Here is a 25,601-nt window from a genome sequence, read left to right on the forward strand (position 1 = left end):
GAAGCCGTGAGCACGGGAAAGAACCGAATTTCGATCAGCCTTGACAGCGCGGTCACGCGTGCCGGCCACCCTGGGTCGGTTCCAGGGCAGGCGCACGCCGCTGCATAAGGGGTGCCGACAGAGAACCAGGCGCTACGCGGGCCTGTCCTCGATGACCATCAGCCAGGGCGTATCCGCTGCCGTGAGGTCCAGGGTTCATGCTCCCGCCCTCGCGACCAGCGCTCCCACGGTCAGCACGGCGGTGGCTGCTGGCCGAGCAGCGCCCAGGCCCGGTTCCGCAGCGCCGCCTGCCACGGATCATTGGCCGGAAGGCTGTCCACCCATTGGAGAAGCTCCTTCAGCACGGCGCGGAGATGCGCGATCTTCGCCGCGTCCGCGTCCCGCTGCATCACCAGGGCAACGCCGAGATTGGCCGCGTCACGGCAAAGCTGCGGTTCGCCATGATTGCGGAGCCGGTTGAACAGGTTGAGCGCCTCGTTCCGGTCCTGCTCCATCGCTTCGGTCCATGCCTCCTGCCTTGAGGTATCGTTCGCGGTCGGCCGCGATTCCCTGCGCATCTGTGCCTCCATGTCGGCGCTGGGGCAGAACCACGGCCCCTGAGGCGGCTGCCAGCGGACGCACAGCACCAGGACGGTTCGCCTTTTAGCAGAAAGGCATCAGCCGCGGCGTAGGTTGCGAGTTCTGCCTGCCGCCTGGGATGACGTCGCCATGGCCGGCGAAACCGCGTGTTGCCATCGACCATGCCGTCGTGCCGAACGCGTCGCAACGGGCGAAGACGGCCCGCTTGCAGCAGAATCTTCACAGAATTGTGATTTACGATCGCCGGCGTCTGCCAGCGCGCCGCGCCGAGATGCGACCCGGTGGCCTGGTCGGGCGCCAGTCGAGCCAGGGCAGTACAAGGCATCCGGCTGTGATCGATCGTTCCACACGGCCACGCCGGGCGAACGGCCCGACCTGGCTCGGTGTCGGCTCCCCGGCCGGGCCGGCACCGAGGGCGGCGTGGCGGAACCCTGTGCTGGCCCGGCCGCACGGGTCACAACCCGTCAACGCGCGAGGATCGCGCCGCTCAGCACCGGGGAACTGATCAAGCTGACCACGGTGAAGAATTTCTGCAGGCTATTGGCGGCGGCGCCCGCGACGTAGATCATGTCGCCATCGCGCATCGGGAATTTCTGCGCGAGGAAGTACCCGCCGGCCTGCTGCAGATCCAGGTGATACAGCACCGGCACCGGAGCTTTGGGATCCTTCACCTTGACCGGCGCATCGACCGCCGCTGCGACCTGCGGGTCTTCGAAGCGGAAAAGGAAGACCCCTTTCGGGTCGGCGCGGGCGTCGAGCAGCCCGCCCGCCCTGGCAATCGCTTCGGCCAGGTTCAGGTTGGAGGCATTGAAGGGCAGTTGGTTGTTGTTCGTCGTCGCACCGAAGGCCGAGAAGGTCTTCGGCGAACGCATGACGGTGATGACGTCATCCGGCCAGACATGGATGTTCTCATCAGGCTCGGCCAGGATGCTGTCGATGGTCATGGACGCCGTGACGCCGTCGCGCGTCACCAGGATGAGCGTCTCATAGGCAGGCGTCTTCGCCCCACCCGCGGCGGCAATGACGTTGAGCAGCCTTTCGCCACGGGCCGAGAGTGGGACCCGTGATCCAGCGATGCCGTCGCCCGTGACGCTGGCCGTCGCCGACAGGATCCTCGGCACCGTGACCAGGACCTGCGGCTCGACAAGGCGGTTGGCGAGCGCACGCTCGATCGATTGCTGGATCTGCAGCGTCGTGCGGCCCGCCGCCCGGACGCGCCCCGCGAAGGGAACGGTGATGCCGCCATCGGCCGCGACGACCTGCTCAGGCAGGCTGATCTGCGCCGGGAAGCCCTGGCCCTGCGATTGCCCGGTCGAGGATGGACCGGGCGCCGCACTCAGCAAGCCGGTGGTGCTCGACTGCCAGATGATGACAGAGACAGCATCGCCCACGCCGACGGTCGGTGCCGGCGGCCGGCCACGGTCGCCGAACGCGGCCCGGAAGCCCCGGCCCCCGGCCAGGTCGCGGGCCGCCAGGACGCGGCCGTCGATCTCGACAAGCCCGTAGGGGGCGCCTGCGCTTTCGGAGGACTGCTCGAGCACCTGCGATGTCGTGGGCCCGGCGCTCGGCAGGGAGGAGCAGGCGCCGACGCCGAGTGACATCAGCAATTGCACGCACAGCGCGGCGCGTCTCATCGCCTGGCCGCTCCTGCAGCGGGGCGCGCCGCCGCATCCCGGCAGGATGACGCGCAGCCGGCGGCGGCCGCGTCCCGCGCATGAGGCGCGACGGGGCCCGCTGCCCTGAACAGCGCCCGGACCCGCTGGCGCAGGCCGCGCGGTGAGAGCCAGAATGCCAGGTAGGTGACGACGTGCCGGATCCGCGGCGCGCCGTTGCCGAAGGCCTTGCGCAGGAGCATCGGGAAGGCCCGCAGCGCGCGCTCCCCCGCCGCGCGCGGCCCCACGATGCAGAGGCAGAAGCCGCTATAGGCCCTCGGCGTCATCAGCGTCCGCATCTCATCCGCCCAGGCGAGCGACGCGATCCAGTTCGACGCCGTGCTCAGCGACGGACGCCGGTCATCGATGTAATGCACCACCAGCGGCTCCGGTACGGTTTCGAGCCTCGCTCCCGGGATGTCGAGCTGCCTGATGACGAAATCCCAGTCGTCATGCGGCGTGCCGGGGCGAAACGGCGCCAGCGCGTAGGCGCTGCGGCGGACCAGGTAGCTCGAGGTCTGCAGGAACGCCGCGCCGGCGAACAGGCTGCGGCGATCGAACAGGTAGTCGACGAAGGGCTCGTCGTTGCCGTAGGGCACCTCGGGCCAGATATACGTCGCCGCCGGCGTCACGACATGGGCGAGGCAGGTCACGATGCTGGCCTCGTGCGTCGCCGCCCAGGCGAGCTGGTGCTCGAGCTTCTCCGGCAGCCACTCGTCATCGTCGTCGAGGAACGCGATCCATGATCCCCGCGCCTCGGCGACCCCAGCATTCCGGGCGCCCGCCGCGGTCAGTTGCCGCGGATTGAAGATGACGCGGAGGGCCGGATGCGCGCACCCGGCCAGCGCGGAGCGGGTCGGCTCGTCCGGCCCGTCCACGACCACCACCACCTCGCGCGGCGGGCAGCTCTGCGCGAAGACGCTGTCGAGTGCGCGCAGGAGCAGGGCCGGGCGTCCCCGCGTCGGGATGACGACGGAGACATCGACGGCAGTCATCGATGCAACCCGACTGCGGCCCGCGGGCCCGGACAAGGACGAGCGGTCAGCACCGGACCAATCGGCGCGCGCGACCCCTCGCGCGTCACGGCTCGCCAGCGCCGCGCGCGGCACCGAATCCGGCGTTCGGCACCGCGGCCGAAGCATCGCATTGCCGCATCGCCGTTCAGCATCGTGCAGGCCGCGAGGGCTCGCCACGACGCCACCACGCGCCGGCTGCCGGCGCGATGAGCCCAGGCGAGTAGTTGCCGCCGCACCGAACGCCGCCACGCATCATCGTCGCAGCGCATGGTGCGACGGCGACGGCACGGGAGCCCACCCCGGCAGGATTCATTGCATCAGGCGACAAGGTGCGGTCGCTGGTGTGCGCGTCACCGGTCGGTGAGAATTGATACGCAGATGGCATGCACACCTCACGCGACGAAACCGATATCCGGCCAACGCCGTTGCGCTCGCACGAGTTAAAACGTTGCCGGGCCGACCGCAAGCCGCGCCGGCCTTCCTCTCATTATCCTGTTGCCGGATCCATGCCGGATCGCAGTGTCCGGCGGGCAGACGGCGCGGGTGCCGGGATCCGGGGCAAGCTTGCCCGCCGGCGCGCGCCCAGCGGGGCCGGCGCATGCGCAGCAATGCAACGCGGTCCGGCCCTTGCGTCGTTGCACCACGCATCGGCTCGGGCCGGTGCGTGCATGGCACCCTCCATCACGCCTGCACGCGGGCGATGGTGCCTGCATCGGTGCAGGGCGATCCGGACGGCGCGCGGCACCGCTGCAGGCCGCGCCCGCTGCGGCGCGCATGGCTCGATGTCGCGGCAAGGCCTGGGGCGAAGCCTCGGGTCCGGCTGCATGCCGCCGGGAGTGCCCGATCCTTCGCCCGCATCACCCAGATTTGGCCGGGCATGAGGAACGCGCCACGGGGCGGGCATGCAACAGTCGGATCGCCAATCTCCGCGCATGGATACCAGATGATGCTGCGACCACGAATGCGGCAGCGCGTCCCCGACGCCGCGCCTCGCCCAGGTCGGCCGCCCCGCTGGCACGGCGTTGCGATTGTCGTCTTCATCCTGCTGGTCACCGGCGCGCTCGGCCTCATCGACCGGCTCGTCTACGGCTCCTGGGAAGGCAAGACAGGCAGCAAGATCACGCAGGCGCTGAACATCCTGCTCATCGCCATTGCGTTGCGGCTGTTCGCCACCGGCTGGGTGCGCGAGCGCAGGCTCCTGCCGGGCGAAGGAATGGCGCTTGGTCTCACGGGATTCCTGATCCTGTCCGCGCTGTGGTCGATCGATCCGGCCACGAGCCTGCGGCGCGGAGTGCTCTACCTGTTCTTCGTGATCGGTGCGATCGGCATCGCCCGGGTCTGCGAGGCCGACCGGTTCATGCGCCTGGTCCGGCTCGCGTGCCTGATCTGCGCCGCGGGATCGCTCGCCTTGCTGGCCGCATATCCCTCGGCTGCGGTGATGATGGGTTCGGCCGCGCAGGAGGTGCAGGGGGTCTTCACCCACAAGAACGTCCTCGGCCAGGCCATGGCGGTCGGCGCGCTCGCCTGCCTGCACGGCATGCGCACGACACGTCGGCCGGGTGCATGGCCCTATGTGGCCCTGCTTCTGATCATGGCAGTCGCGCTCCTGTCGAAATCCGCGACCGCGTGCCTGACCATCTTCGCCTTCTGTGCGATCAGCCTGGGCGTCGTCCTGTACCGCCGCGGCGGCATTGCCCGCATGGCCGCCACCGGTGCCGCGGTGATCGGAGCGCCGGTCGGACTGGTCATCATCATCGACCCGAGCGGCGTGCTGGAGCTCATCGGCAAGGATCCGACGCTGACGGGCAGGACGGAGCTCTGGGCCGCCGTCTTCGACAACATCGCGCAGCGGCCTTTCCTGGGATGGGGGCTGGGCGCGTTCTGGCTGGCGTCGAATCCCGCGGGGGAGGCGATTTCCGACTCGCTCGGCTGGGTCGTTCCCCACGCCCATAACGGCATCCTGGAGATGCTGCTCGAGGTCGGCGTCTTCGGCACCGCCTTCTTCCTCCTGATCTGGACGAGGACCGTCGCCATGGCGGTGCGCCTCATCGGCTCGCCCGCGCGCGACCTGGCGGTCACCGCCCTGATGGCCTGCGGCGGCTTCGTGCTGATCGGCGCGACGGAGATCGTCCTGCTGGACCATACCCAGGCTTTGATCACCGTGTTCTACGTGACAGGCTTCATGTGCGAGCGGACCTTGCGCCTGCGCGCGCGCTCTCTCCGTGCCAGCCGTCGCGCCGCGGGACCGGTCGGCTATTCGCAGCGTCAGCCATGGGTAGGCGGATGAGGATCCTGCCGGGCGCGCCCTGCCGTCCGGTCCGCGGCGCGACCGGCATCGCCCTCGCCACGGCAGCGCGCGTGAGGACTTCGACCGGCGCGGCCGGATGATGCCGCCGGCCAAGCCCGCCCCCTTCGGCCCGGTCAGGTCGCAGCCGCGGGCCTTTCGGGGCTGGCCGGGCGCTGCGGCAGCGGTCCGCGGGGCGGCGCCTCGCCGCGCGGTGCCCGGCGGCCGCCGGCCAGCCCCAGGCGCTGCAGGCTCGCCTGAGGCTGCATGTTCAGCACGAGGCCGACCAGGCAATGCGCGTCGAGATCCAGCAACCCGATCGCCTCGGCGACCAGCGCCGGCGATGTGCGGCGTGAATTGATGACCAGCAGAAAGGCATCCGCATCCCGCGCCAGGCTCAGCGCATCCGGCACCGGCAGCAGCGGCGGCGCATCGACCACCACGAGGTCGAACTCGCTCCGAAGCTGCCCGAGGTGACAGACCAGCTCGTCCGACATCAGTGCCTCGGCATCGTCCGCCGGCCCGCTGCCGAGAGTGGTGACGCAGCAACCGATGTCGGGATCGTGGCGCTGGACGCTCGCCGCACCTGCGAGGTCGGGACCGGGATGGCCCGCACCGTCCCGCCGTCCCTGCGGCGCTGCCGAGGGTGTGCGCGCGCCGGAACCGCCTTCGACAAGCACGACCCGCAGGCCGGCCTGGCTGGCGGAGGCGGCGATCGCGGCGGCGAGGGTCGACCGTCCCTCGCCGCGCAGCGCCGAGGTCACCACGACCATCCTGGGCGCGTTGCCCTGGCGCCGCAGCCTGAGCGCGACGCGGATGGCGCGCGCCGCCTCGCCGACCGGCCAGGCTGCCGCGACCATCCGGCCGATGGCGCGCGGGTCGGGCCTGCCCTTGAGCAATGGCAGGTTGCCGAGGATCGGCTGGCCCAGGAAGCTCTGTGCCGGGCCGCCGGCCGGGATGCCGCGTCGCAGCCGGGCGAGGACGGTCGCCAGCGCGAGGCCGACCAGGCCGCCGGCGGCGATCGCCCCGGCATAGATCATCTTCTTGCGCGGGAAGCTCGGCTCGGTCGGCACGCCGGGCGGCGAAAGAACGCGCTTCCCCGAAGCGCCGAGGCTGCGCACGGCCTCGACCTCCTCCAGTCGGGCGGAGTAGGTCTGGTAGAGCCTGGTATCGGCCTCGACCGCGCGTTGGAGCTCCTGCAGCCGGCCCACCGCGCCGTCATCGTCGATCTGGCGGGCGCGGAGCCGCTGCAGATCGGCGATCAGCGAGGTCTCCCGCCGCTGCGCGATCTCGAAGCTCGCCTGCTGCTCCTCCGCGATATGCGCGAGCTCGTCGCTGATCGCACGGCGCAGCGTCGCCAGCCGGTCCTCTGCGGCCAGGACCTGGGCGTGGCGGTCGCCGAGCTTCTCCCGGAGCTGCACCACCTCGCGCCTGAGCAGCGAGAATTGCTGCCGGAGCTGGCTGAGCGCCGGCGAGAAGAGCCCGTCGGGCACGGCGGTCCGGTTGTCGTCGTCGCGGCGGCCCTCGCGCGCCTGTTCGAGCCGGCTCTTCTTGTCGGCCAGCTCGGTGCGTATGGCGGCGAGTTGGGAGCTCGTCTCGGCAATCTGCTGCTGCAGCATCGTGCCCTTGCCGCCCTCGGCGATCCCCGCATCGGCGCGCAGGTGCTCGATCGCCACATTGGTGTCGCCGATGCGGGCCTGCAGCTCGGCCATCTTGCCTTGCAGCCATCCCGCGACCTGCACGAGGGCCCGGTGCGACGCTTCGGCCTGTTCCTCGAGGTAGTCGTCGAGCAGCGTGGAGACCAGCCGCTGCGCGAGCAGCGGATCGCCCGCGGTGGCCGAAAGGACAAGGATGTAGGACGCGGGAACGCGCTCGGCGGAGATGCGCTTGCGCAGCGCCAGCACGGCGCGGGCGAGGGCCGCGGTGCCGGGGCCGTCGGGCACCGCGCCGGCCTCCAGGCCCTCGCCCGGCACGCCGGCGGGGGAGCGCAGGCGGTCGAACAAGCCGTCGTCTTGGAACTCCGCCACCTGGTCGAGGCGCAGCTTGCGCGCCGCACGCTCGAGCGCCGACGCCGATCGGATCACCTCGATCTCGGTGTTGATGGACACCGCATCGAGCTCGCGCGCCGCCGGCGCGTTCTGGCCCACCGCGACGACCGCCGAGCGTTGCGGATCGAAGATCAGGAGCTGCGCACTGGCCTTGTAGCGCGGCGGCAGGACCTGCAGGACGCCATGCGCCGCCAGGCCGAACAGCACGGGCACCGCCACCAGCAACGGCCATCGGCGGATGACGGCATGCAGCATCTCGACCGCCGACGCGCCCCGGTCCTGTTCAGGCTGGGGCGGCGGTTCCGTGTGGGTCACCCACTGCGGCGAATGTTCGTCCATGCCGATCCTATGGCGCCGTCGGGCCGGGGCGCTGGCTCAACAGGTGGCGCAGGACCATGGCCACGAAGGCCCCGTTGTCGACGATGTACCGGCGTGCGAGCCGCCGCGGCTCGCTGGCGAGCCGGAACAGCCATTCGAGCCCGACCTGCTGCATCCAGCCCGGCGCGCGCGGCTTGGCGCCGGCGAGGAAGTCGAATGCCGCGCCGACCCCGAGCAATGCGGTCGCGTCGATCCTGCCGACATGCCCCGCGATCCAGCGCTCCTGCTTCGGCATGCCGAGGCCGACCCAGACGAAATCTGCCTGCGCGGCGTTGATGGCCGCGACCTCGGCCGCATCCTCCGCCGCCGAAAGCGGGCGGAAAGGCGGCGACCGGTAGCCCGCCACGACGAGGTCGGGGAAGCGGTGCTGGAGCCGGTCGACAAGCGCCTCCACCACCGCCGGGGTGCCTCCGTAGAAATAATGACGGTAGCCCCGCGATGCGCCAAACGCACACAGCGCCTCCATGAGATCGGAACCGGAGACGCGCTTCGAGCCGCGGAAGCCGACGGCGCGGCACCACCAGGACAGGGGCATTCCATCCTTGGTGGCAATCCCGGCACCATTCAGCGCGGCGCGGATCTGCTTGTCGCGCTGCGCAGTAACGATGCCGTGGACGCAGACGCAGCAGACATACTCGCGCCGCCCCTCCTGCTTCCAGGCGGCGATGTGCCGGACCGTCTCCGCGAGGTTCAGCGTGGAGATGCGCACGCCGAGAACGTCGACGACCGCCGGCTGCGACGCCGGAACCGCCATGTCGCGGACATGCGCCGCAGCGTCAGGGGAGGATCTTGTCATCGGCCGTCAACGCCCTCGCACGACTACGCATTGGTCCATCGATGCCGGCGGACGATCCTCGGCCGGCAACCCTCGAACCGCATTGGGCACGGTCGATGATCGCCCGGCCGGGTCTTGCCGACCCGTGGCGTTCCCGGCAGGTGGTCCGGCAAAACGGCCTCCCACAAACATTCTTTGTCATTAACCGTCCTGCACAGGATAGTAGTAACTCCGCATCCGCATCAAGTCAGCACTGCGTCATGGTCCGCGCGACACGATATTCTTGAGGCTTCCGACCGGATGTTTGTCACAAGCAACAACGTTCGGTTGAGCCATGCGGCGCTCTTCCTGCTTTCACGGTGGTCGATCATCGTCGGGCTTCCGAAGGGCGGGAAGATCGCGCCGTGTCGCGCAGCATTCCTCGGACCATGCTTGCGCCGCGGCCGGTGGACGCGCGGCTCGGCGTCCGGCGCGTCCTATTCTGGTGCATCCTGTTCATGCATCCGCGTGGAGCCCGGATTGCGCTTCGACGCGATGCCGCTTCCGGTCGCCAACTTTCGCCGCAAGTGTTATGAGGGGAAGCATTCCGAAAGGAGCGTGGCGAATGGTCGGTGCACAGGTCGCGGCGCTTCGCCTGCGCCGAGACCGCAAGGCTCGTGCGGCGACCGGTGACGTGATGCTCCCGCTCCTGGCCACGCGCGGCGCGCGGCGGGTCGCGGTCCGGTCGGCGCGCGGCTAGCCGATGCGCGCACGCGACGGGGCAATCTACATCGCAAGCCGGGTGGTGCCGGGCGCGATCGGCTTCGCTGCGACCATGTCGCTGACTTGGCTGCTGTCCCCCGAGGAGTTCGGTGTCTACGGGATGGGGCTGGCCACCGTGGTGCTCGGCACCAACATCGTCTTCGACTGGCTTCTCGTGAGCCTTCAACGATGGTACCCGGGGCGCGAGGCGGATCCGGTGTTCATGCCGACGCTCCTGGCGATGTTCGCCGGCGCCTGCATCCTCTCCGCGTCGCTGCTCGGGCTGGCGACCCTTTCGGGTGCGCTCGACGGTCACCGGGGACGGGCCTGGCTCATCCTGCTCGGCGTCTGGGCCTATGCGTGGTTCGAATTCGCCACCAAGATCCAGCTCGGCCGCAGCCGGGCCGCGCGCTACTTCTGGATGAACGTCGCGCGGAACTGCCTGATGCTCGTGGCGTGCACCATCGTCGGCTACCTCACGCGGTCCGCGGATGCCGTCCTGGCATCGGCCTTTGCCGCCATGTTGATCGCGGGGTGCATGTACCTGCGCGACGGCTCCATCCGGCTGCGCCGGACATTCGATGCGGCGCTGGCGCGGTCCTTCGCGGTCTACGCGGCGCCGGTCGGCCTCGGCATGGCACTCTTCGGCCTCAACGACTCCGCCACCCGCATCGTCCTGGGCTGGCTGGCTGGCCCCACCGCCGTGGCGGAGTATGCGGTCGTCGCGATCCTCGTGCAGAACTCGGTCGGCCTGGTGTCCGCCGGCCTGGGCCCGCCTGCGGTGGTATCCGCCGTCCGGGCGATGGCCTCCGGCCACGCTGCGGTCCGCGACCAGTTGGAACGCAATTTCACCTTCCTGTTCGGGTTGCTGCTGCCGGCGGGCGTCGGTCTCGTCCTGATCGCGCCCGACCTCGCGGACCTCGTCGCGCCGCCGCGCTACCATGATGTCGTCAGGCAGCTCGCACCCTGGCTTGCGGTCGCCTCCGTGCTGGCAGGCATGCGCAGCAACTATGTCGAGCCGGCATTCCAGCTCGGCAACCGGACCGGCCTCGGCGCGCAGGTCACCGCGGCGGGCGCCGCGGTGAACCTGGCGCTGAATTTCCTGCTTGTCCCGCATTGGGGGGCGCTCGGCTCCGCAGCGGCACTCACCGCCGCCGCGGCGGTGTCGCTCGCCCATGGCATCTACCTCAGTTCGCGTGCCTATCCCTTGCCGCTGCCGGCCCGGGATGCTTGGCAGATCGTCGCAGCCACCTGCCTCATGAGCCTCGCCGTCATCCTGCTGCAGCCGATAGCGGGGATCACGGGGCTCCTCCTGCGCATCTTGGTCGCTGTCGCCGTCTATGGCGCGACCCTGGCCGCCTTCGACACCCGCGGCATCAGGCGCGCCTTCTCCTAGCGTTGCTGCGTGGCGCGCCGCGGGTCAGACCCGTTCCGCCGCCTCGGCCGGCCGATGCGCCATGGCGGGCGGCGTCGCGGAAGGCGCGCCGATGACCTCGGCGACCTGCTGGTAGAGCGCCTGCGCCCGCGACCGGGCGGAATACTCGGCCGCGCGACGCAGCGCCCCGGCCGACAGCGCCTCGAGCCGTCCAGGATCGGCGACGATCCCGTCGATGGCAGCCGACATCGCCGCCGCGACGTCGTCCGTGCCGCGCCCGGCGGTCGGGATCACCACGCCGCATTCATCGGTCACCAGCAGCCCCGGCCCGCCAAGATCGAGGCACAGGACCGGCAGGCCGCGCGACAGCGCCTCGAGCGCCGCCATGCCGCCGCTGTCGTGCAGGCTGGGGAACAGCATCAGGTCGTGCCGATCGTAGAGGCCGAACAACTCGGCCTGCGGCAGGCGCGCCACGAAGCGCACGCTGTCGGCGACCTTCAGGCTCTGCGCCGCCGCCCTCAGCCGCGCGAGTTCCCTGCCGCCGCCGACGATGGTGAGATGCGAGCCCGGGTGCCGCTCCGCCACGCGCGCGAAGGTGCGGAGGGCGATGTGGACGCCCTTCCAGTAGAGCAGCCGCCCGGCATAGATCAGCCGCGGCGGCCCGGCGCGTGCTGGCCTCGGCGGCGGCGGCTCCGCCGGCGGCAAGGCGAGCTGCGAGAAGACGCGCAGCTTCCGCGCCAGCCTGCCGCGGAACAGCCGCTCCGTCTCCGGCGTCGCCGCGAAGATCACCTCCGCCTGCTGCAGGCCGGGCCGGACGATCGGATTAAGGGTGATCGTCCGGTTCGAGAGGTCGCGCACGGCCTCGAGGAGCCGGCCGCGCATGCCGATCGCGTCGCGCAGGCCGGCCGGGGAGGTTTCCCCGCCGCCGACCGGGCCGAGGATCAGCGGCGGGCCCAGCCCGCCCAGGAATGTCGGCGCGCGGATGCCCGCCCAGCTTGCATGGTGAATGGCATCGATCCTCTCCCGGCGCAGCAGCGCCTTCACCTGGCGCGCGGCCTCGCGCTGCCAGAGCAGGTTGTAGCTGCGCTCCCATTCCGGCTCCACGCCGGGCGTCAAGGGCCACCCCGCGACCTCGGGGAACCACCAGTCGATGCCGGCAAGCGAGGGGTCGGCGGCGCAGGCCCGCAGGATCGCCGAACGGTGGACCGTGGAGGCGAAGGCCCAGACGCGGTGCCCCAACCGGTGGGCTTCCGTCACCCACATCCAGCCGACGCCGTGGTCCGACCCGCGGTCGGGGGCGCAGGCATAGGCCGAGATCACCAGCCTCATCGGATCGCTGTCCGGCAAGGCGCGCGGCAGCCGCGCCGCGACCGCCCGGCCCGCCGCGGATGGTCAGCGAGGGGGCGAAGGCATGGCGCCCGGAGGCCTCCCGTCAGGATCCCGCAGGCGGACCGTGGCGCGACCAGCGGGCGCGGCGCATCGCGGCCCGGCCGCTGCCATGTCCTCCGGCGAGACGATGTGCGGTTGTCGGGCAGCGCCGGGCGCCTGGACCAGCGGCGCGCAGGCGGCGGAAGCAGGTGCCGGGACCGGCCGCATGGGCGCGCCACATGCCGTGCCCGGCAGCGCCGATGGCACGGCGCCGGGGCGCCGGCATGGCGGCGTGCGACGCCGGGGCACGCGGCCCGCGCCGCCGCTCCTAAGGACACTCCCGCTCCTCCGACCCGAGCCCCTGCCGGAGCACCTCGGCGTGGAGCGCGCCGAGCCGCGCCGCATAGGCGCGCACCTCGAAGGCGGTCTCGAACCTCCTCCGCGCGGCCGCGCCGAGCCGGCTGCGGCGCTCAGGATGATCGACCAATTCGCCGAGGGTTGCGGCCAGGCCGTCGATGTCACCGGGCTCGACGAACAGGCCGGACCGGCCCGGCTCGATGACCTCGGGATGCGCGCCGACCGCGGTCGTGACGATCGCCATGCCATGCGACATGCCCTCGAGTACCGCCATGGCAAGGCCCTCGGCATGCGAGGGCAGGACGAGCACGTCGCCCTCGACGCAGAACTGCCGGACGCCGGCGGCATCGACCCATCCGGGGAAATCGACGCGGTCCCCGAGCCCGAGCGCCGTGGCGCGCGCCCGGTAGTCCTCGACCGGCCCGCCGCCCGCGATCGTCGCCCGCCAGGAACGCCCGGCCATGCCGGGGTGCGCGAGGGCCTGGAGCAGTTCCGGCACCCCCTTCCGGTCGCTGAGATGGCCGAGAAAGACGAAGCGGCAGGGACCCGACCGCGCGGCGGGCGAAAGGCCGGCCGGATAGGGATCCGGCACCGCATTGTGCAGAACGACGAAGCGCGCGGGCGGCACCTCCAGAACCGAAGCGAGGCGTTCCCGATCGGCGTGGCCGAGGACCAGCACGAGCCTGGCGCCCCGGAACATGCGCCGCACGGCCGCCTGCGCGGCGGCGGGCAGTGCCGCATACCCGACCGCGTAGTCCGGATCATGGACGTGCAGCAGGTAACCGAGGCCGAGCAGGCGGGCGAGTCCGGTGAGGACGGCCTTGCGGACCGTGCTGCCCCGCCCGGTGACGTTGACGTGCAGGACGCAGGTCCGCCGGCGCAGTGCCAGACCGACGAGCCGCATCGCGGCCGCGGCGAAGTAGGCGAAGGCCAGCACGCTGCGCCACGGCGCGCCGCCCAGGTACCATGGCCCGCGGGTGTCCATCATCCGATACTCGATGGAGACCGGCGGCCCCGCCGGCACGCCGAGGAAGTAGCCCATCTGCCGGCCGATGCCGCCGCCATCCTCCAGCCCGCCCGGGCAGAGGATCATGACGAGTGGCCGGTCCGGCCGGGCGTGCCGCGTCCGCCGTCGATCCGCGTCGTCCCCTGGCCGTAGCCGGCCGTCGGCGACGAGTTGCATCTCCGCCGCCGCGCGTCCCGCAGCCGCCGCTGTCACGCAGCGACGCCGAGCGGCTGTTGCTGCGCCTGCTGCTCGATCCACGCATAGGTCGCGCGCAGGCCTTCGACGAGCGGCAGCGACGGCTTCCAGCCCAGCTCCTGCTCGATCCTGCGGTTGTCGGAATTGCGGCCCCGCACGCCGAGAGGGCCGGGCATGTGGCGCTTCTCGATCCGTTTCCCGGCGATCTCTGCGATGAGATCCGCGAGTTGGTTGATGGTCACCATCTCATCGGAGCCGATGTTGAGCGGAAAGCGGACGTCGGAGCGCATCAGCCGGAGCGTGCCTTCGACGCATTCGGACACGTGCAGGAAGGAGCGCGTCTGCCGGCCGTCGCCCCAGATCTCAATGGCGCCGCCGTTCGGTGCAGCGGCGATCTTGCGGCAGAGCGCCGCGGGCGCCTTCTCTCGGCCGCCCGTCCAGGTCCCCTCGGGTCCGAAGATGTTATGGTACCTGGCAATGCGAGTATCCATGCCATAGCATCGGCTATAGGTGAGGTAGAGGCGCTCGCTGAACAGCTTTTCCCAGCCATATTCACTGTCGGGTGCCGCCGGGTATGCGCTGCTTTCCTCGCAGTTCGGGTTGTCCGGATCCTCCTGGTTATGGGCAGGATAGACGCAGGCGGAGGATGAATAGAACACGCGGCGGATCAGCCGTTTGTAGCAGGCGTCGAGTACATTGAGGTTGATGGTCGCCGAGTTGTGCATGATGTCGGCATCGTTCTCGCCCGTGAAGATGAACCCTGCCCCACCCATATCGGCGGCAAGCTGGTAGACTTCATCGAATCTGCGGTCGATGACCTGGCGACAGAAGTATGGATCCCGCAGATCGCCCACCATGAAGTCATGCGCCTCGGTATCGGAGTACTCGTGGCGCTTCAGGTCGGCGCCGCGCACCCAGTATCCTTCGGCCCTCAACCGTCTGACGAGGTGGCCACCGATGAAGCCGCCGGCGCCGCAAACCAATGCTGCTTTCATGCACCCCTCTCCCACCACATACGCCAGGCACGAGATCAAACCTCGACGCCGCTGAGCCGTGATCCCCACGACGAATTCCGCCGCACCGCTGCCCGCAGGAGCAGTTCGCCCGGCCGCCCTGCCGCTTCGTCATCGGTCCACGAAGGCTCACAACGGTGATCCCACAGACGCAAAACCCAGGTCAGCGACCTGCATCGCGCGCCTGCTTGCGCCGCGCGGGCACGCGGCGCGCGCCAACCACAACCCTTCACGTGCTGCAGTTCGCGGCCGTGTCGCTCAATGGTTGTTTCCTTGGCGGCACGACACCGCTGCAAAGGTCGTTTGTTCGGCGCCACCAAACTCCACTTGATCGTGCCCTCAACAATCGCGCAACGCGGCACCGCGCGCGAGTCCGTTATCGGGTCCAACTAAGTGACGTGCGTAAACAATTTCGTGCAAAGATGTCGCGGAGCGGACACCGGAGCTTTGTTTCGCCAAAACTGCGCAAACAATCTCTCATCAGCGCAATCAATGCGCACACAACGCACATCCGGAACTCAATCACGTCGCACATGCGCTGATCGCCACTCATTTTAGAGCCGGACAGGGTGTTGAGGTGAATTATTTCGGAGTCGGTGCAAGTGCCGGTTGCCGCTCCGGCCATGCAGGATCATGGCGCCCAACCGATGCAGTTGGCGACAGGGAATGCTGGCAGAGGAAGCCCAGCCGGCGCTTCGGTCCTCGGTGCTGCCGCACTTCGACTCGCTTGTGCCGACAACCCGAAACGCAACTATTTCTTGTGCCTTGCAGGCCGGCTGCACGCGCGCGCACGGCACCCTAATCTGAGGTAGAAGACCCCTCCACTCAAGACAAACTCGTTATAATTATTTGGCAGCATAGATGCCTCGGAATCCGGCCGCGGCGCCGAAGGGAATGTCCATCACGGATCGTTGCTTATATTCTACTGCATGTCGCGGCTTGCACCGGATTTTCCGTTGCGATACTTGTTCATTTAGCCGTGGAAGAAACGTTCTTGGTGTCTGACGCACGCGAAAATCGCGCAATACGTGCGCCGCAACGGCCTGTTGAGAACGTCATGCAGGTGCACCTGAACGATGTCGGATCACGACCCTGCCGCCCCACAATGCGTCGCCGCAGCGTTCACCGCCGCCGCCGGCACCTACGCGGATCGCACCGCAATCCTTTGCGGCGACGATGCCGTGACCTATGCCGCACTCGACCGCCTCTCCGCATCCGTGGCGGCGCGCCTGCAGGATGCGGGACTGCGACGCGGTGCGATCGTCGGGATCGCCGCGCCCCGCGGGATCGAGGCGATCGTCGCCATGCTCGGCGTGCTCCGCGCGGGCGCGGCCTACCTGCCGCTGGACCTGGCCAACCCGGCATCCGTGCTCCGGCGCATGACCGATGACTGCGCCGCGGCCGTGGTCGTCCATGCGGACGGCGTCGATGCGACATGGGCTGAGCATCGCCTTCCGATCCGTGGCCCCGATCGTGCTCCGTCTGTCGGCCATGCCGCTGCCGGCCCCGACAGCCTCGCCTATGTCATGTACACCTCGGGCTCGAGCGGTCGCCCGAAGGGCACCATGATCCCGCAGCGCGGCATCCTCAGGCTCGTGCTCGGCTGCGACTATGCCTCGCTCGGGGCCGACGAGGTGGTGCTGCATGCCGCGCCGCTCGGCTTCGACGCATCCACCTTCGAGATCTGGGGGGCGCTGCTGAATGGAGGCAAGCTCGCAATCCTCCCGGAGCCGAGTCCGAGCCTGGCGGCCATCGGCGCGGCCATCCAGCGCCACGGCGTCACCACCGCCTGGCTGACGGCGGGGCTGTTCCACCTGATGGTCGAACAGCAATTGCCGGCGCTGCGCGGACTGCGCCAATTGCTCGCCGGCGGCGATGTGCTCTCGCCGCCCCACGTCGCGCGCGTGCTGGCCGAGTTGCCGGGATGCCGGCTCATCAACGGCTACGGGCCGACCGAGAACACGACCTTCACCTGCTGCTACACGGTGCCGCGCAACCGGCCGGCGCCGGATCCCGTGCCGATCGGCCTGCCGATCCGTGGCACCACCGTCCACCTCCTCGACAGCGACCTGCAACCCGTGCCCGATGGCGAGGAAGGGGAGCTCTGCGCGGGCGGCCTCGGCGTGGCGCTCGGATATGTCGCGCAGCCCGAGCTGACCGCCGAGAAATTCGTGGCGGACCCCTTCTCCCGGCGTCCCGATGCCTTGCTCTACCGCACCGGGGACCGGGTGCGGAAGCTGCCGGACGGAACCCTCGCCTTCCTTGGCCGCGTCGACCGCCAGGTGAAGATCGCCGGCAAGCGGGTGGAGCTCGACGCGGTCGAGGCCGCGCTGCGCCAGACCGAGCTCGTGCAGGACGCCGCGGCGGTGACGGCGGTCGACCGCGTCGGGCAGCGGCGGATCCGGGCCTTCCTGGCCTGCCCGGCGGGGGCGTCGCCGGCGCAGCTCCGCGCCCAACTCAAGGATGCGCTTCCGGCCCACATGCTGCCGAGCGAGATCATCGTGCTCCCTGCGCTGCCGCTCAACGCCAACGGCAAGGTCGACCGCGCCCGCCTCGCCCTCCATCCGGTGGAGAATGCGCCGGCAGCGCCCGAGGCGGCGAGCGGCACCGAGGACATCCTCCGCGGCATCTGGTGCGGCGTCCTCGGCCGGACCAACGTCGCGCTGGATGCCAATTTCTTCGATCTCGGCGGCACCTCGCTGCAGCTCATCGAGGCGCATGGGCTGATCTCCGCCGCCGTCGCGGGCCCGGTCGCGGTCGTCGATCTGTTCGAGCACCCGACGATCCGGGCGCTCGCCGCGCGCATCGATGGCGGCGCGGCCCGGCCGCCCGGCGCCCCGGGCGCGGCGGGGCGGGAGGAGGCGCGGCGCGCCGCCATCGCCCGGGCACGACGCGGGGCAGTTCGGATGACCAGCGCATGACCGAGACGGATGATGGTGACGGCCGAATCGCGATCGTCGGCATGGCCGGGCGCTTCCCCGGCGCGGCCGATACGGACCAGTTCTGGCGCAACCTCGAGGCCGGCATCGAGAGCATACGCTTCTTCGGCGCGGACGAACTCGAGGACGGCTTCGACGCCGGAACCCGCGGGCAGCCGAACTTCGTCAGGGCGCGGCCGATCATCGAGGGAGTCGAGCTGTTCGACGCCGGCTTCTTCGGCATGCAGCCGCGCGAGGCCGCGCTGACCGACCCGCAGCACCGGATATTCCTCGAATGCGCCTGGGAGGCGCTGGAGAACGCGGGCTACGATCCGGCCGCCTATCGCGGCGCGATCGGCGTCTTCGCCGGCGCGAGCATGCCCACCTACTTCCTGCACAATGTCTGCCGCGGGCAGGCCGACCTGGCGCATTTCACCAGCGAGTACCAGGTCGGCGCCTACCAGGAGCTGCTCGGCACCAGTCCCGACTTCCTGACCACCCGCGCCGCCTACAAGCTCGACCTCCGCGGGCCCTGCATGACCGTGCAGACGGCGTGCTCGACCTCGCTGGTCGCGGTGGCGCAGGCATGCCAGGCCCTGCTGCTCCAGCAATGCGACATGGCGCTCGCGGGCGGCGTCTCCGTCACCTTCCCCCAGCGGCGCGGCTATCTGCACCAGGCCGGCGGGATGGTCTCGGCCGACGGCCATTGCAGGCCGTTCGACGCCGCGGCCAGCGGCACGATCTTCGGCGACGGCGCGGGCGTCGTGCTGCTGAAGCGGCTCGCGGATGCGCTCGCGGATGGCGACCACGTGCATGCCGTGATCCTCGGCTGCGGCCTGAGCAACGACGGCGCGGGCAAGGTCGGCTTCACCGCGCCGAGCGTCGCCGGCCAGGAGGCGGCGATCCGCCAGGCGCTGCTGCAGGCGGGCCTCTCCGCGCGCGACATCGGCTTCGTCGAGTGCCACGGCACGGCGACGCCGCTCGGCGACCCGATCGAGATCGCCGCGCTGACCCGGGCCTTCCGCGCCGATACCGAGGCGGTCGGGTTCTGCCGGGTGGGGTCGGTGAAGGGCAATGTCGGCCACCTGGATGCCGCGGCGGGCGTGACCGGGCTGATCAAGGCCGCGCTCATGCTGCGGCATCGCCGCCTGGTGCCGACGCTGCACTATGCGGCGCCGAACCCGCAGATCGACTTCGCCGCGAGCCCCTTCGTCGTCGCCGCGGCGACGGAGACCTGGCCGGCGGCCGCCGCGCCGCGCCGCGCCGGCGTCAACTCCCTTGGGGTGGGCGGCACGAACGCGCATGTCGTGCTGGAGGAGCCGCCGACCGCGCCACCGGCCGCGCCCGGGGGACCGGAGGCGAGCGGGCCGGTGCTGCTGGTGCTGTCGGCGCGCAGCGCTGCTGCGCTTGCCGCCATGCAGACCCGGCTCGCCGACCACCTTGGCGCGGCGGACCCGGATCTCGCCGACGTCGCGCATACGCTCGCGGTCGGCCGCCGCGCCTTCCCGCATCGTGCCGCATTGGTGGCGCACCACCGCAGCGCGGCGGCGGCGGCACTGGCCGCCCCGGGACTTCCGGGCGGCACGCGGGGCGAAGCCGAGGGAACGCCGCCGGTGGCCTTCCTTCATCCGGGCCAGGGGTCGCAGTACCCGGGCATGGCGCGCGGCCTCTATCGCCGGCACGCGGCGTTCCGCGAGGCGCTCGACGCCTGCGCGGCGCTGCTCCGGCCGCAGGGCGTCGACCTGCTGGAGGCGCTCCACGCCGCGGGCGAGGGCGCGGATGCGGCCGCGCGGCTGGCGGCGACGCGCAGCGCGCAGCCCGCGATCTTCGCGGTGTCCTGGTCGCTCGCGGCGCTGTGGCGGGCCTGGGGCGTGACGCCGTCCGCCCTGGCCGGCCACAGCGTCGGCGAATTCGTCGCGGCCACGGTCGCCGGCGTCTTCCCGCTGGCCGACGCGCTGGCTTTCGTCGCCGCCCGCGGGCGGCTCATGCAGGACCTGCCGCAGGGCGGCATGATGGCGGTCAGGCTGCCGGAGGCCGAGGTCCTGGCGCTGCTCGGCGGCGAGCTGGACCTCGCGGCGGTGAACGGCCCGACCAATTGCGTCGTCGCGGGGCCCGCGGCGGCGCTGGAGGCGCTCGGCGCGGCGCTCGATGCGCGCGGCGTGAGCCGGCGCGCGCTGCGGACGTCGCACGCCTTCCACAGCAGGATGATGGACCCCGTCATCGCCCCGCTCGAAGCGCTGGCCGCGGGGCTTTCGCTGCGCGCGCCGCGGCTTCCGGTCGCCTCCACCGTGACCGGCGCCTGGCTGGGCGCGGAGGAGGCGACCGATCCCGGCTACTGGTCGCGGCATGCCCGCGCTCCCGTGCGCTTCGCCGATGCGGTGCGCACCCTGACGGAGACCGGGCCGCGTGCCGTCCTGCTGGAGGTCGGCCCGGGCGCGGCATTGACCGGCCTCGCGGCGCAGGTGTCGCGCGGGCGGAGCGCGGCGGTCGCCGCCACCCTGCCCGGCGAGGCGGACCCGGCGGCCGAGGAGGCCGCGATCCTCGGCGCGCTCGGGCGGCTATGGGTCGCCGGGGTCACCCCCGACTGGGCGGCGGTGGCCGGCGGTCCGCGCCGCCGCGTGCCGCTGCCGACCTATCCCTTCGAGCGCAAGCGCCACTGGATCGAGCCGGGCCGGGCGGCGCCGGCCGCGGTTCCCGCGCCCGCATCCGACACCCTGCCAGCGAGCGAGCCCGCGATGACCGAAGCCCCCGCCGTGCCGGCCCCGGCCACCTCCGCCATCCGCGCCGACATCGCGGCGATCCTCGAGGAGGTATCGGGCGAGAGCCTTGCCGAGATGCCGGAGGGCGCCTCCTTCCTCGAGCTTGGCTTCGACTCGCTGCTGCTCAGCCGCGTCGCCCAGTTGCTGCAGGCGCGGCTGGGCGTCGCCGTCGCCTTCCGCCGGCTGCTCGGCGATCTCTCGACCATCGCGGCGGTGGAGCGCTTCGTCCTCGCGGAGCGGCCCGAGCTGGCCGCCCTGGCCCGGGCGCCGGCGCCAGCGGCTGCCCCGGTGTCGGCCGAGGCGCCGGCCGCCGCGCCGGCTGCCGCCCCCGGGGCGCCGGCGGATGTCGCCGGGCTCATGAAGGCGCAGATAGACGCGATGTCCGCGCTGCTGCGGCAGCAGCTCGAGGCGCTGGGCCGGACGCCGGCGGCGGCGCCGCGCGCCGCGACCGCCGGGCCGGCCGCCCCGCCGGCGCCGCAGCCCTCGGTGCCGGTGCCGGTGCCAGTGCCGGTACCGGTGCCAGCGCCCCCCGCCGGGGCTGCCGAGCGGCCGTCGCGGTTCCAGGCCTATGGCCGGGCGGAGCGGAAGGCGGAGGCATCGTCCGAGCCGCTGCGGCAGCACGTGGCCGCGCTCGCGGCGCGGCTCGGCGCCAAGACCGCTGAGTCGAAGCGCCGGACCGAGGCGGCGCGGACGGTGCTGGCCGACCCGCGCGCCGTCGCGGGCTTCCGTGCCGAGTGGAAGGAGCTCGTCTACCCGATCGTCTGCACGCGGGCGGCCGGCTCGCGGCTCTGGGACGTCGACGGCAATGCCTATATCGACCTGGTCAACGGCTATGGGCCGACCGCCCTCGGCCATTCCCCCGACTTCCTGCTGGAGGCGATCCAGGCGCAGCTCGGCAATGGCTTCCCGATCGGGCCGCAGGCCGAGCATGCCGGCGAGGTCGCGGCGCTGTTCTGCGAGATGACCGGCAACGAGCGCATGGCCTTCTGCAACACCGGCTCGGAGGCGGTGATGGCCGCGCTCCGCGTCGCCCGCGCGACGACCGGGCGCGACCTCGTCGTGGTGTTCGACGGGGCGTATCACGGCCAGTTCGACGAGGTGCTGGTCAAGGCCGCGCGGCGGACGGATGGCGGCCACCGGTCCAGGCCGGTCGCACCCGGCATCCCCGCCGCGGCGGTGGCGAACATCGTCGTGCTCGACTACGCGACGCCGGAATCGCTGGACTGGATCCGCGCGCATGCCGGCACGCTCGCCGCCGTGGTCGTGGAGCCGGTCCAGAGCCGCCACCCCGCCCTGCAGCCGTTCGACTTCCTGCGCGAGCTGCGCCGGATCACGGAGGCCTCGGGCACGGCCTTCGTCATGGACGAGATCGTCACCGGCTTCCGCGTCCACCCGTCCGGCATGCAGGGGCTGCTCGGGATCCGCGCCGACCTGGCGACCTACGGCAAGGTGGTGGGCGGCGGCCTGCCCATCGGCATCCTCGCCGGCAAGGCGCGCTTCATGGACGCACTCGACGGCGGCCCGTGGCGCTACGGGGATGAGTCCGTCCCCGAGGCCGGCGTGACCTTCTTCGCCGGCACCTTCGTCCGCCATCCGCTCGCCGTCGCCGCGGTCCACGCCGTGCTGCGGCACCTGCGCGACCAGGCGCCGGCGCTTCGCGCGCTGGTCGAGGCGCGGACCGAGCGTCTCGCCCTGTCGCTCGACGGCCTCTTTGCCCGGCACGGGCTGAAGGCGCGCGCCGAGCGGTTCTCGAGCTTCCTCTACTACAGCACCTGGGCGGACGACCCGAGCCTCGGGCTGCTGCCCTACCACCTGCGCGACCGCGGGGTGTACGCCCAGGATGGCTTCCCCATCTTCCTGACCACAGCCCATACGGATGCCGACATCGATGCCGTCCTCGCCGCCTATGCGGACAGCCTGGCGGAGATGGCGGCTGCCGGGCTGATCGCGCCGGCCGCCCCGGCTGTCCTGCCGCCGACCGCGAGCCAGGCGGAGATCTGGCTGGCGGCGCAGATGGGCGAGGATGCGAGCTGCGCCTTCAACGAGAGCGTCACCCTGCGGCTCCGCGGGGCGCTCGATGAAGACGCCCTGCGGGTGGCGCTGTCGCGCCTGGTCGCGCGGCATGAGGCGCTGCGCCTGCGCTTCGCGCCGACGGGCGAGGCCATGACCGTCGCCGACCCGCAGCCGCTGGCCTGCGAGACGGTCGATGCCCGCGACCCGGCCGATGCCGCCGCGGCGGAAGCGGACCTCGCCCGCTACCTCGCCGCCGACGCCTGCACCCCGTTCGACCTGGTGGCCGGACCGCCGGTGCGCGCCAGGCTCTTCGTCTTGGCCGATGCCGAGCACGCGCTGGTGCTGACCGCGCACCACATCGTCTGCGACGGCTGGTCCATCAACATCCTGGCGAGCGAATTCGCCGCCTTCTATGCCGCTGCGCGCGAGGGCCGGCCGGCGCAGCCCGGCCCGCTGATGACGTTCACGGAATACGCCGCGACCGAGGCCGCGCAGTCCGGCGCCGAGCGGGAGCGGATCGCCGGCTTCTGGCGCGCCGCGCTCGGCGACGCGCCACCGCCCCTGGACCTGCCCGCCGACCGGCCGCGGCCGGCCACGCGGCGCTATGCCGGCGCGACGGTCTCGCGGCGGATCGGCCCGTCGCTCCATCGCGCGGTCAAGGCCGCGGGCGCGAAGCAGGGGGCGACCCTGTTCGTCACGCTGCTGGCCGGGTTCCAGGCCCTCGCCGGCCGGCTCGCTGGCGCCGGCGACGTGGTGGTCGCGGTGCCCACTGCCGGCCAGGCGGATCACGGGGAGCGCGCGCTGGTCGGCCACTGCGTCAATTTCCTGCCGATGCGCGCGCGCTGGACGGAGGCGACCAGCTGGGCCGATCACCTCCGTGCGGTCGCCCGCTTCGTGCTCGAGGCGCAGGAGCACGGGCGCACCACGCTGGGCAGGCTGGTGCGCGACCTGAATCCGCCGCGGGCGCAGAACCGCCTGCCGCTGACCGAGTTGCAGTTCAACCTTGAGCAGTTGTCGGACGGCCTCGACGCCGGCGGCCTCGCGCTCACGATCGAACCCAATCCGAAGGCGCGGGTCGTCTTCGACCTGTTCCTCAACGTCATCGAATCCGCCGACGGCCTCCGGCTGGATTGCGACTACAACACCGACCTCTTCGACGAAGCGACCGTCGCGCACTGGCTCGGCTGCTACGAGGCGATCCTGGCCGCGGCATCCGCCGATCCATCCGCCCCGCTCGACCGCCTGCCGCTGCTGGGAGATGCCGAGGCCCGGCGGATCGTGCACGGGTTCAACGCGACGACCGCAGCCTATCCGCGCGACAGCACGGTCCATGCCGCCATCGCGCGGCAGGCGGCAGCGACGCCCGAGGCCTTGGCGGTGACGTCGGGCGGGAAGGTCCTGCGCTATGGCGAGCTCATCGGGCGGGCGTCGCGGCTCGGGCAGCGGATCGCCGCGGCCGCGGGCGCGAACCGGGCGCCGGTGGCGGTGCTGGTCGCGCGCGGGATCGACCTGCCCGTCGCCCTGCTGGGCGTCTGGATGGCGGGTCGGCCCTATCTGCCGCTCGACCCCGCGCATCCCCCCGCACGCCTGCGCCGCATCGTCGCCGATGCGGGCGTCGCCGCCGTGGTGGTCGATGCAGGCACCGCGTCCCTGGCGGCGGCGCTCGGGGTGCCGGCACTCGCGGTGGATGCCGCGGGACCGACCGATGCGGCGCCGCCGGCCGCCGGACCGGAGGATGCGGCCTATGTGATCTACACCTCGGGCTCCACCGGCGAGCCGAAGGGCGTGGTGGTGCGCCATCGGTCGCTGCTCAACCTCCTGTCGAGCGTCGGGCGCGAGCCCGGCATCCACGCCGGGGAGACGTTGTTCGCGCTGACCACCATCGCCTTCGACATTGCGGCGCTGGAGCTGTTCGCGCCGCTGCTGGCCGGCGGCACCGTGGCGATCGGGACGCAGCCCGACCTGGCCGAGCCGGGCAGGCTGGTCGCCGCCCTGCAGGCGTCCGGCGCGACGGTGGTGCAGGCAACGCCCACGATGTGGCGCCTGCTGCTGGAGGCCGGGTTCCGCTCCCGGCCCGGCTTGCGCATGCTCTGCGGCGGCGAGCCGCTGGCCCGCGATCTCGCGGACGCGCTGCTCGCCGGCGGCGGGCGGCTCTGGAACATGTACGGACCGACCGAGACCACCGTCTGGTCGGCCTGCGAGGAGGTGCTGCCGGGCGCCGGGCCGATCACCATCGGGCGCCCGATCGCCAATACCCAGCTGCATGTCCTCGACGCGCAAGGCGCCCCGCTGCCCTTCGGCGCGGTCGGGCAGTTGCACATCGGCGGCGAGGGCGTGGCCGCGGGCTATCTCGGGCGCGACGCGCTGACGGCCGAACGCTTCGGCCCGGATCCCTTCGGGCTCTCGCCGCGCCTCTACCGCACCGGCGACCTGGCACGGCGGCTTGCGGACGGGCGCGTGCAGGTCCTCGGCCGCGAGGATGACCAGGTCAAGCTGCGCGGGTTCCGCATCGAGCTCGGCGAGATCGAGGCGGCGCTGGCGCGGGTGCCGGGCGTCGCCGGATGCGCCGTCGCGCTGCGCGATGGGATGGACGGCACGCCGATGCTGGTCGGCTATGTCACCGGCCCGGCGGATGCCCTGCCGGCCGACGAGCCGCTGCGCCAGGCGCTGTCGCGCGACCTGCCGGACTACATGGTGCCCACGGTCTGGATGCGGCTGGACCGCATGCCGGCCTCCCCGAGCGGCAAGCTCGACCGCAAGGCGCTGCCGCGGCCGGTCATCCTGGACGTGGCGGTGGCCGCCTATGCGCCGCCGCAAACGCCGCTTGAGGAAAGGCTGGCCGGCATCTGGGCCGAGGTGCTGAGCCTGGAGCGCGTCGGCCGGGACGTGGATCTCCTCCGGCTCGGCGCCGATTCGCTGCACCTGTTCCAGATCGCCGCGCGCGCCGACAAGGCCGGCCTCCGGCTGAGCGCACGCGAATTGCTGGACCACCGCACGATCGCGGCGCTCGCGGCGGCGCTGGAGGAACGCGGCACGGCCGAGGCGGCGCCGCGCCCGGGCCTGGCTGCCTGGGCGCGGCGCCGGGCCGGCGACGCCGCGACGGTGCGCGACGCATGAGCCAGGG

The 25,601-nt window shown here is 71.7% G+C and carries 12 protein-coding genes; 4 read left to right on the forward strand and 8 right to left on the reverse strand.

All coding sequences use genetic code 11. The annotated features are described in order from the left end of the window. Window positions 1–230: 230 nt before the first annotated feature. The 3 genes from Q7A36_RS29770 to Q7A36_RS29780 form a co-directional block, all read right to left on the reverse strand. Complete coding sequence (locus Q7A36_RS29770; RefSeq protein ID WP_305107421.1) at window positions 231–626, reverse strand: hypothetical protein; 396 nt, start codon at window positions 624–626, stop codon at window positions 231–233. 417 nt (window positions 627–1,043) lie between these two features. Then, window positions 1,044–2,120: a polysaccharide biosynthesis/export family protein gene (locus Q7A36_RS29775; protein ID WP_305107422.1), complete on the reverse strand. Its 1,077-nt coding sequence runs from the start codon at window positions 2,118–2,120 to the stop codon at window positions 1,044–1,046. 89 nt (window positions 2,121–2,209) lie between these two features. Beyond that, window positions 2,210–3,496 (reverse strand): glycosyltransferase family 2 protein, encoded by a 1,287-nt coding sequence (locus Q7A36_RS29780; protein ID WP_305107423.1) that lies wholly within the window; start codon window positions 3,494–3,496, stop codon window positions 2,210–2,212. 694 nt (window positions 3,497–4,190) lie between these two features. Between Q7A36_RS29780 and Q7A36_RS29785 the strand changes: the two genes are divergently transcribed. Then, a complete protein-coding gene (locus tag Q7A36_RS29785) occupies window positions 4,191–5,534 on the forward strand; it encodes an O-antigen ligase family protein (protein WP_305107424.1) in 1,344 nt (447 codons plus the stop codon). A 134-nt stretch (window positions 5,535–5,668) separates the two neighbouring features. Here Q7A36_RS29785 and Q7A36_RS29790 read toward each other — a convergent pair whose 3' ends face one another. After that, the gene (locus Q7A36_RS29790; RefSeq protein WP_305107425.1) at window positions 5,669–7,834 is read right to left on the reverse strand and encodes a GumC family protein; all 2,166 of its coding nucleotides are present in this window, start codon (window positions 7,832–7,834) and stop codon (window positions 5,669–5,671) included. Window positions 7,835–7,925: 91 nt separating this feature from the next. Then, on the reverse strand, window positions 7,926–8,711 hold the full coding sequence (locus Q7A36_RS29795) for a WecB/TagA/CpsF family glycosyltransferase (protein WP_305107426.1): 786 nt from the start codon (window positions 8,709–8,711) through the stop codon (window positions 7,926–7,928). A gap of 763 nt (window positions 8,712–9,474) precedes the next feature. Here Q7A36_RS29795 and Q7A36_RS29800 point away from each other — a divergent pair. Beyond that, window positions 9,475–10,869: an oligosaccharide flippase family protein gene (locus Q7A36_RS29800; RefSeq protein ID WP_305107427.1), complete on the forward strand. Its 1,395-nt coding sequence runs from the start codon at window positions 9,475–9,477 to the stop codon at window positions 10,867–10,869. 24 nt (window positions 10,870–10,893) lie between these two features. Here the strand turns inward: Q7A36_RS29800 and Q7A36_RS29805 are convergent, their stop codons facing one another. The 3 genes from Q7A36_RS29805 to Q7A36_RS29815 form a co-directional block, all read right to left on the reverse strand. Continuing rightward, a complete protein-coding gene (locus Q7A36_RS29805; protein WP_305107428.1) occupies window positions 10,894–12,177 on the reverse strand; it encodes a glycosyltransferase family 4 protein in 1,284 nt (427 codons plus the stop codon). A 367-nt stretch (window positions 12,178–12,544) separates the two neighbouring features. Beyond that, window positions 12,545–13,756, reverse strand: coding sequence for a glycosyltransferase family 4 protein (locus Q7A36_RS29810; RefSeq protein WP_305107429.1), 1,212 nt, complete (start codon window positions 13,754–13,756; stop codon window positions 12,545–12,547). 32 nt (window positions 13,757–13,788) lie between these two features. Then, a complete protein-coding gene (locus Q7A36_RS29815) occupies window positions 13,789–14,769 on the reverse strand; it encodes an NAD-dependent epimerase/dehydratase family protein (protein ID WP_305107430.1) in 981 nt (326 codons plus the stop codon). A 1,094-nt stretch (window positions 14,770–15,863) separates the two neighbouring features. On the opposite strand from Q7A36_RS29815, the gene Q7A36_RS29820 reads away from it, so the two are divergent. Further along, window positions 15,864–17,708 (forward strand): non-ribosomal peptide synthetase, encoded by a 1,845-nt coding sequence (locus Q7A36_RS29820; protein ID WP_305107431.1) that lies wholly within the window; start codon window positions 15,864–15,866, stop codon window positions 17,706–17,708. Beyond that, entirely contained in the window at window positions 17,705–25,594 is a 7,890-nt protein-coding gene (locus tag Q7A36_RS29825; RefSeq protein ID WP_305107432.1) for a non-ribosomal peptide synthetase/type I polyketide synthase, read from the forward strand. Before Q7A36_RS29820 ends, Q7A36_RS29825 begins: the two co-directional genes overlap by 4 nt. Window positions 25,595–25,601 lie beyond the last annotated feature (7 nt).

The sequence above is a fragment of the Paracraurococcus lichenis genome, assembly GCF_030657435.1.
Taxonomy (GTDB): Bacteria; Pseudomonadota; Alphaproteobacteria; order Acetobacterales; family Acetobacteraceae; genus Paracraurococcus; species Paracraurococcus lichenis.

What these genes read in the sequence shown, in the direction of transcription:
- Q7A36_RS29785 (WP_305107424.1), top strand. Translation starts at nt 4,191, where the DNA reads ATGATGCTGCGACCACGAATGCGGCAGCGCGTCCCCGACGCCGCGCCT.
- Q7A36_RS29790 (WP_305107425.1), bottom strand. Translation starts at nt 7,834, where the DNA reads ATGCTGCATGCCGTCATCCGCCGATGGCCGTTGCTGGTGGCGGTGCCC.
- Q7A36_RS29795 (WP_305107426.1), bottom strand. Translation starts at nt 8,711, where the DNA reads ATGGCGGTTCCGGCGTCGCAGCCGGCGGTCGTCGACGTTCTCGGCGTG.
- Q7A36_RS29800 (WP_305107427.1), top strand. Translation starts at nt 9,475, where the DNA reads ATGCGCGCACGCGACGGGGCAATCTACATCGCAAGCCGGGTGGTGCCG.
- Q7A36_RS29805 (WP_305107428.1), bottom strand. Translation starts at nt 12,177, where the DNA reads ATGAGGCTGGTGATCTCGGCCTATGCCTGCGCCCCCGACCGCGGGTCG.
- Q7A36_RS29810 (WP_305107429.1), bottom strand. Translation starts at nt 13,756, where the DNA reads ATGCAACTCGTCGCCGACGGCCGGCTACGGCCAGGGGACGACGCGGAT.
- Q7A36_RS29815 (WP_305107430.1), bottom strand. Translation starts at nt 14,769, where the DNA reads ATGAAAGCAGCATTGGTTTGCGGCGCCGGCGGCTTCATCGGTGGCCAC.
- Q7A36_RS29820 (WP_305107431.1), top strand. Translation starts at nt 15,864, where the DNA reads ATGTCGGATCACGACCCTGCCGCCCCACAATGCGTCGCCGCAGCGTTC.
- Q7A36_RS29825 (WP_305107432.1), top strand. Translation starts at nt 17,705, where the DNA reads ATGACCGAGACGGATGATGGTGACGGCCGAATCGCGATCGTCGGCATG.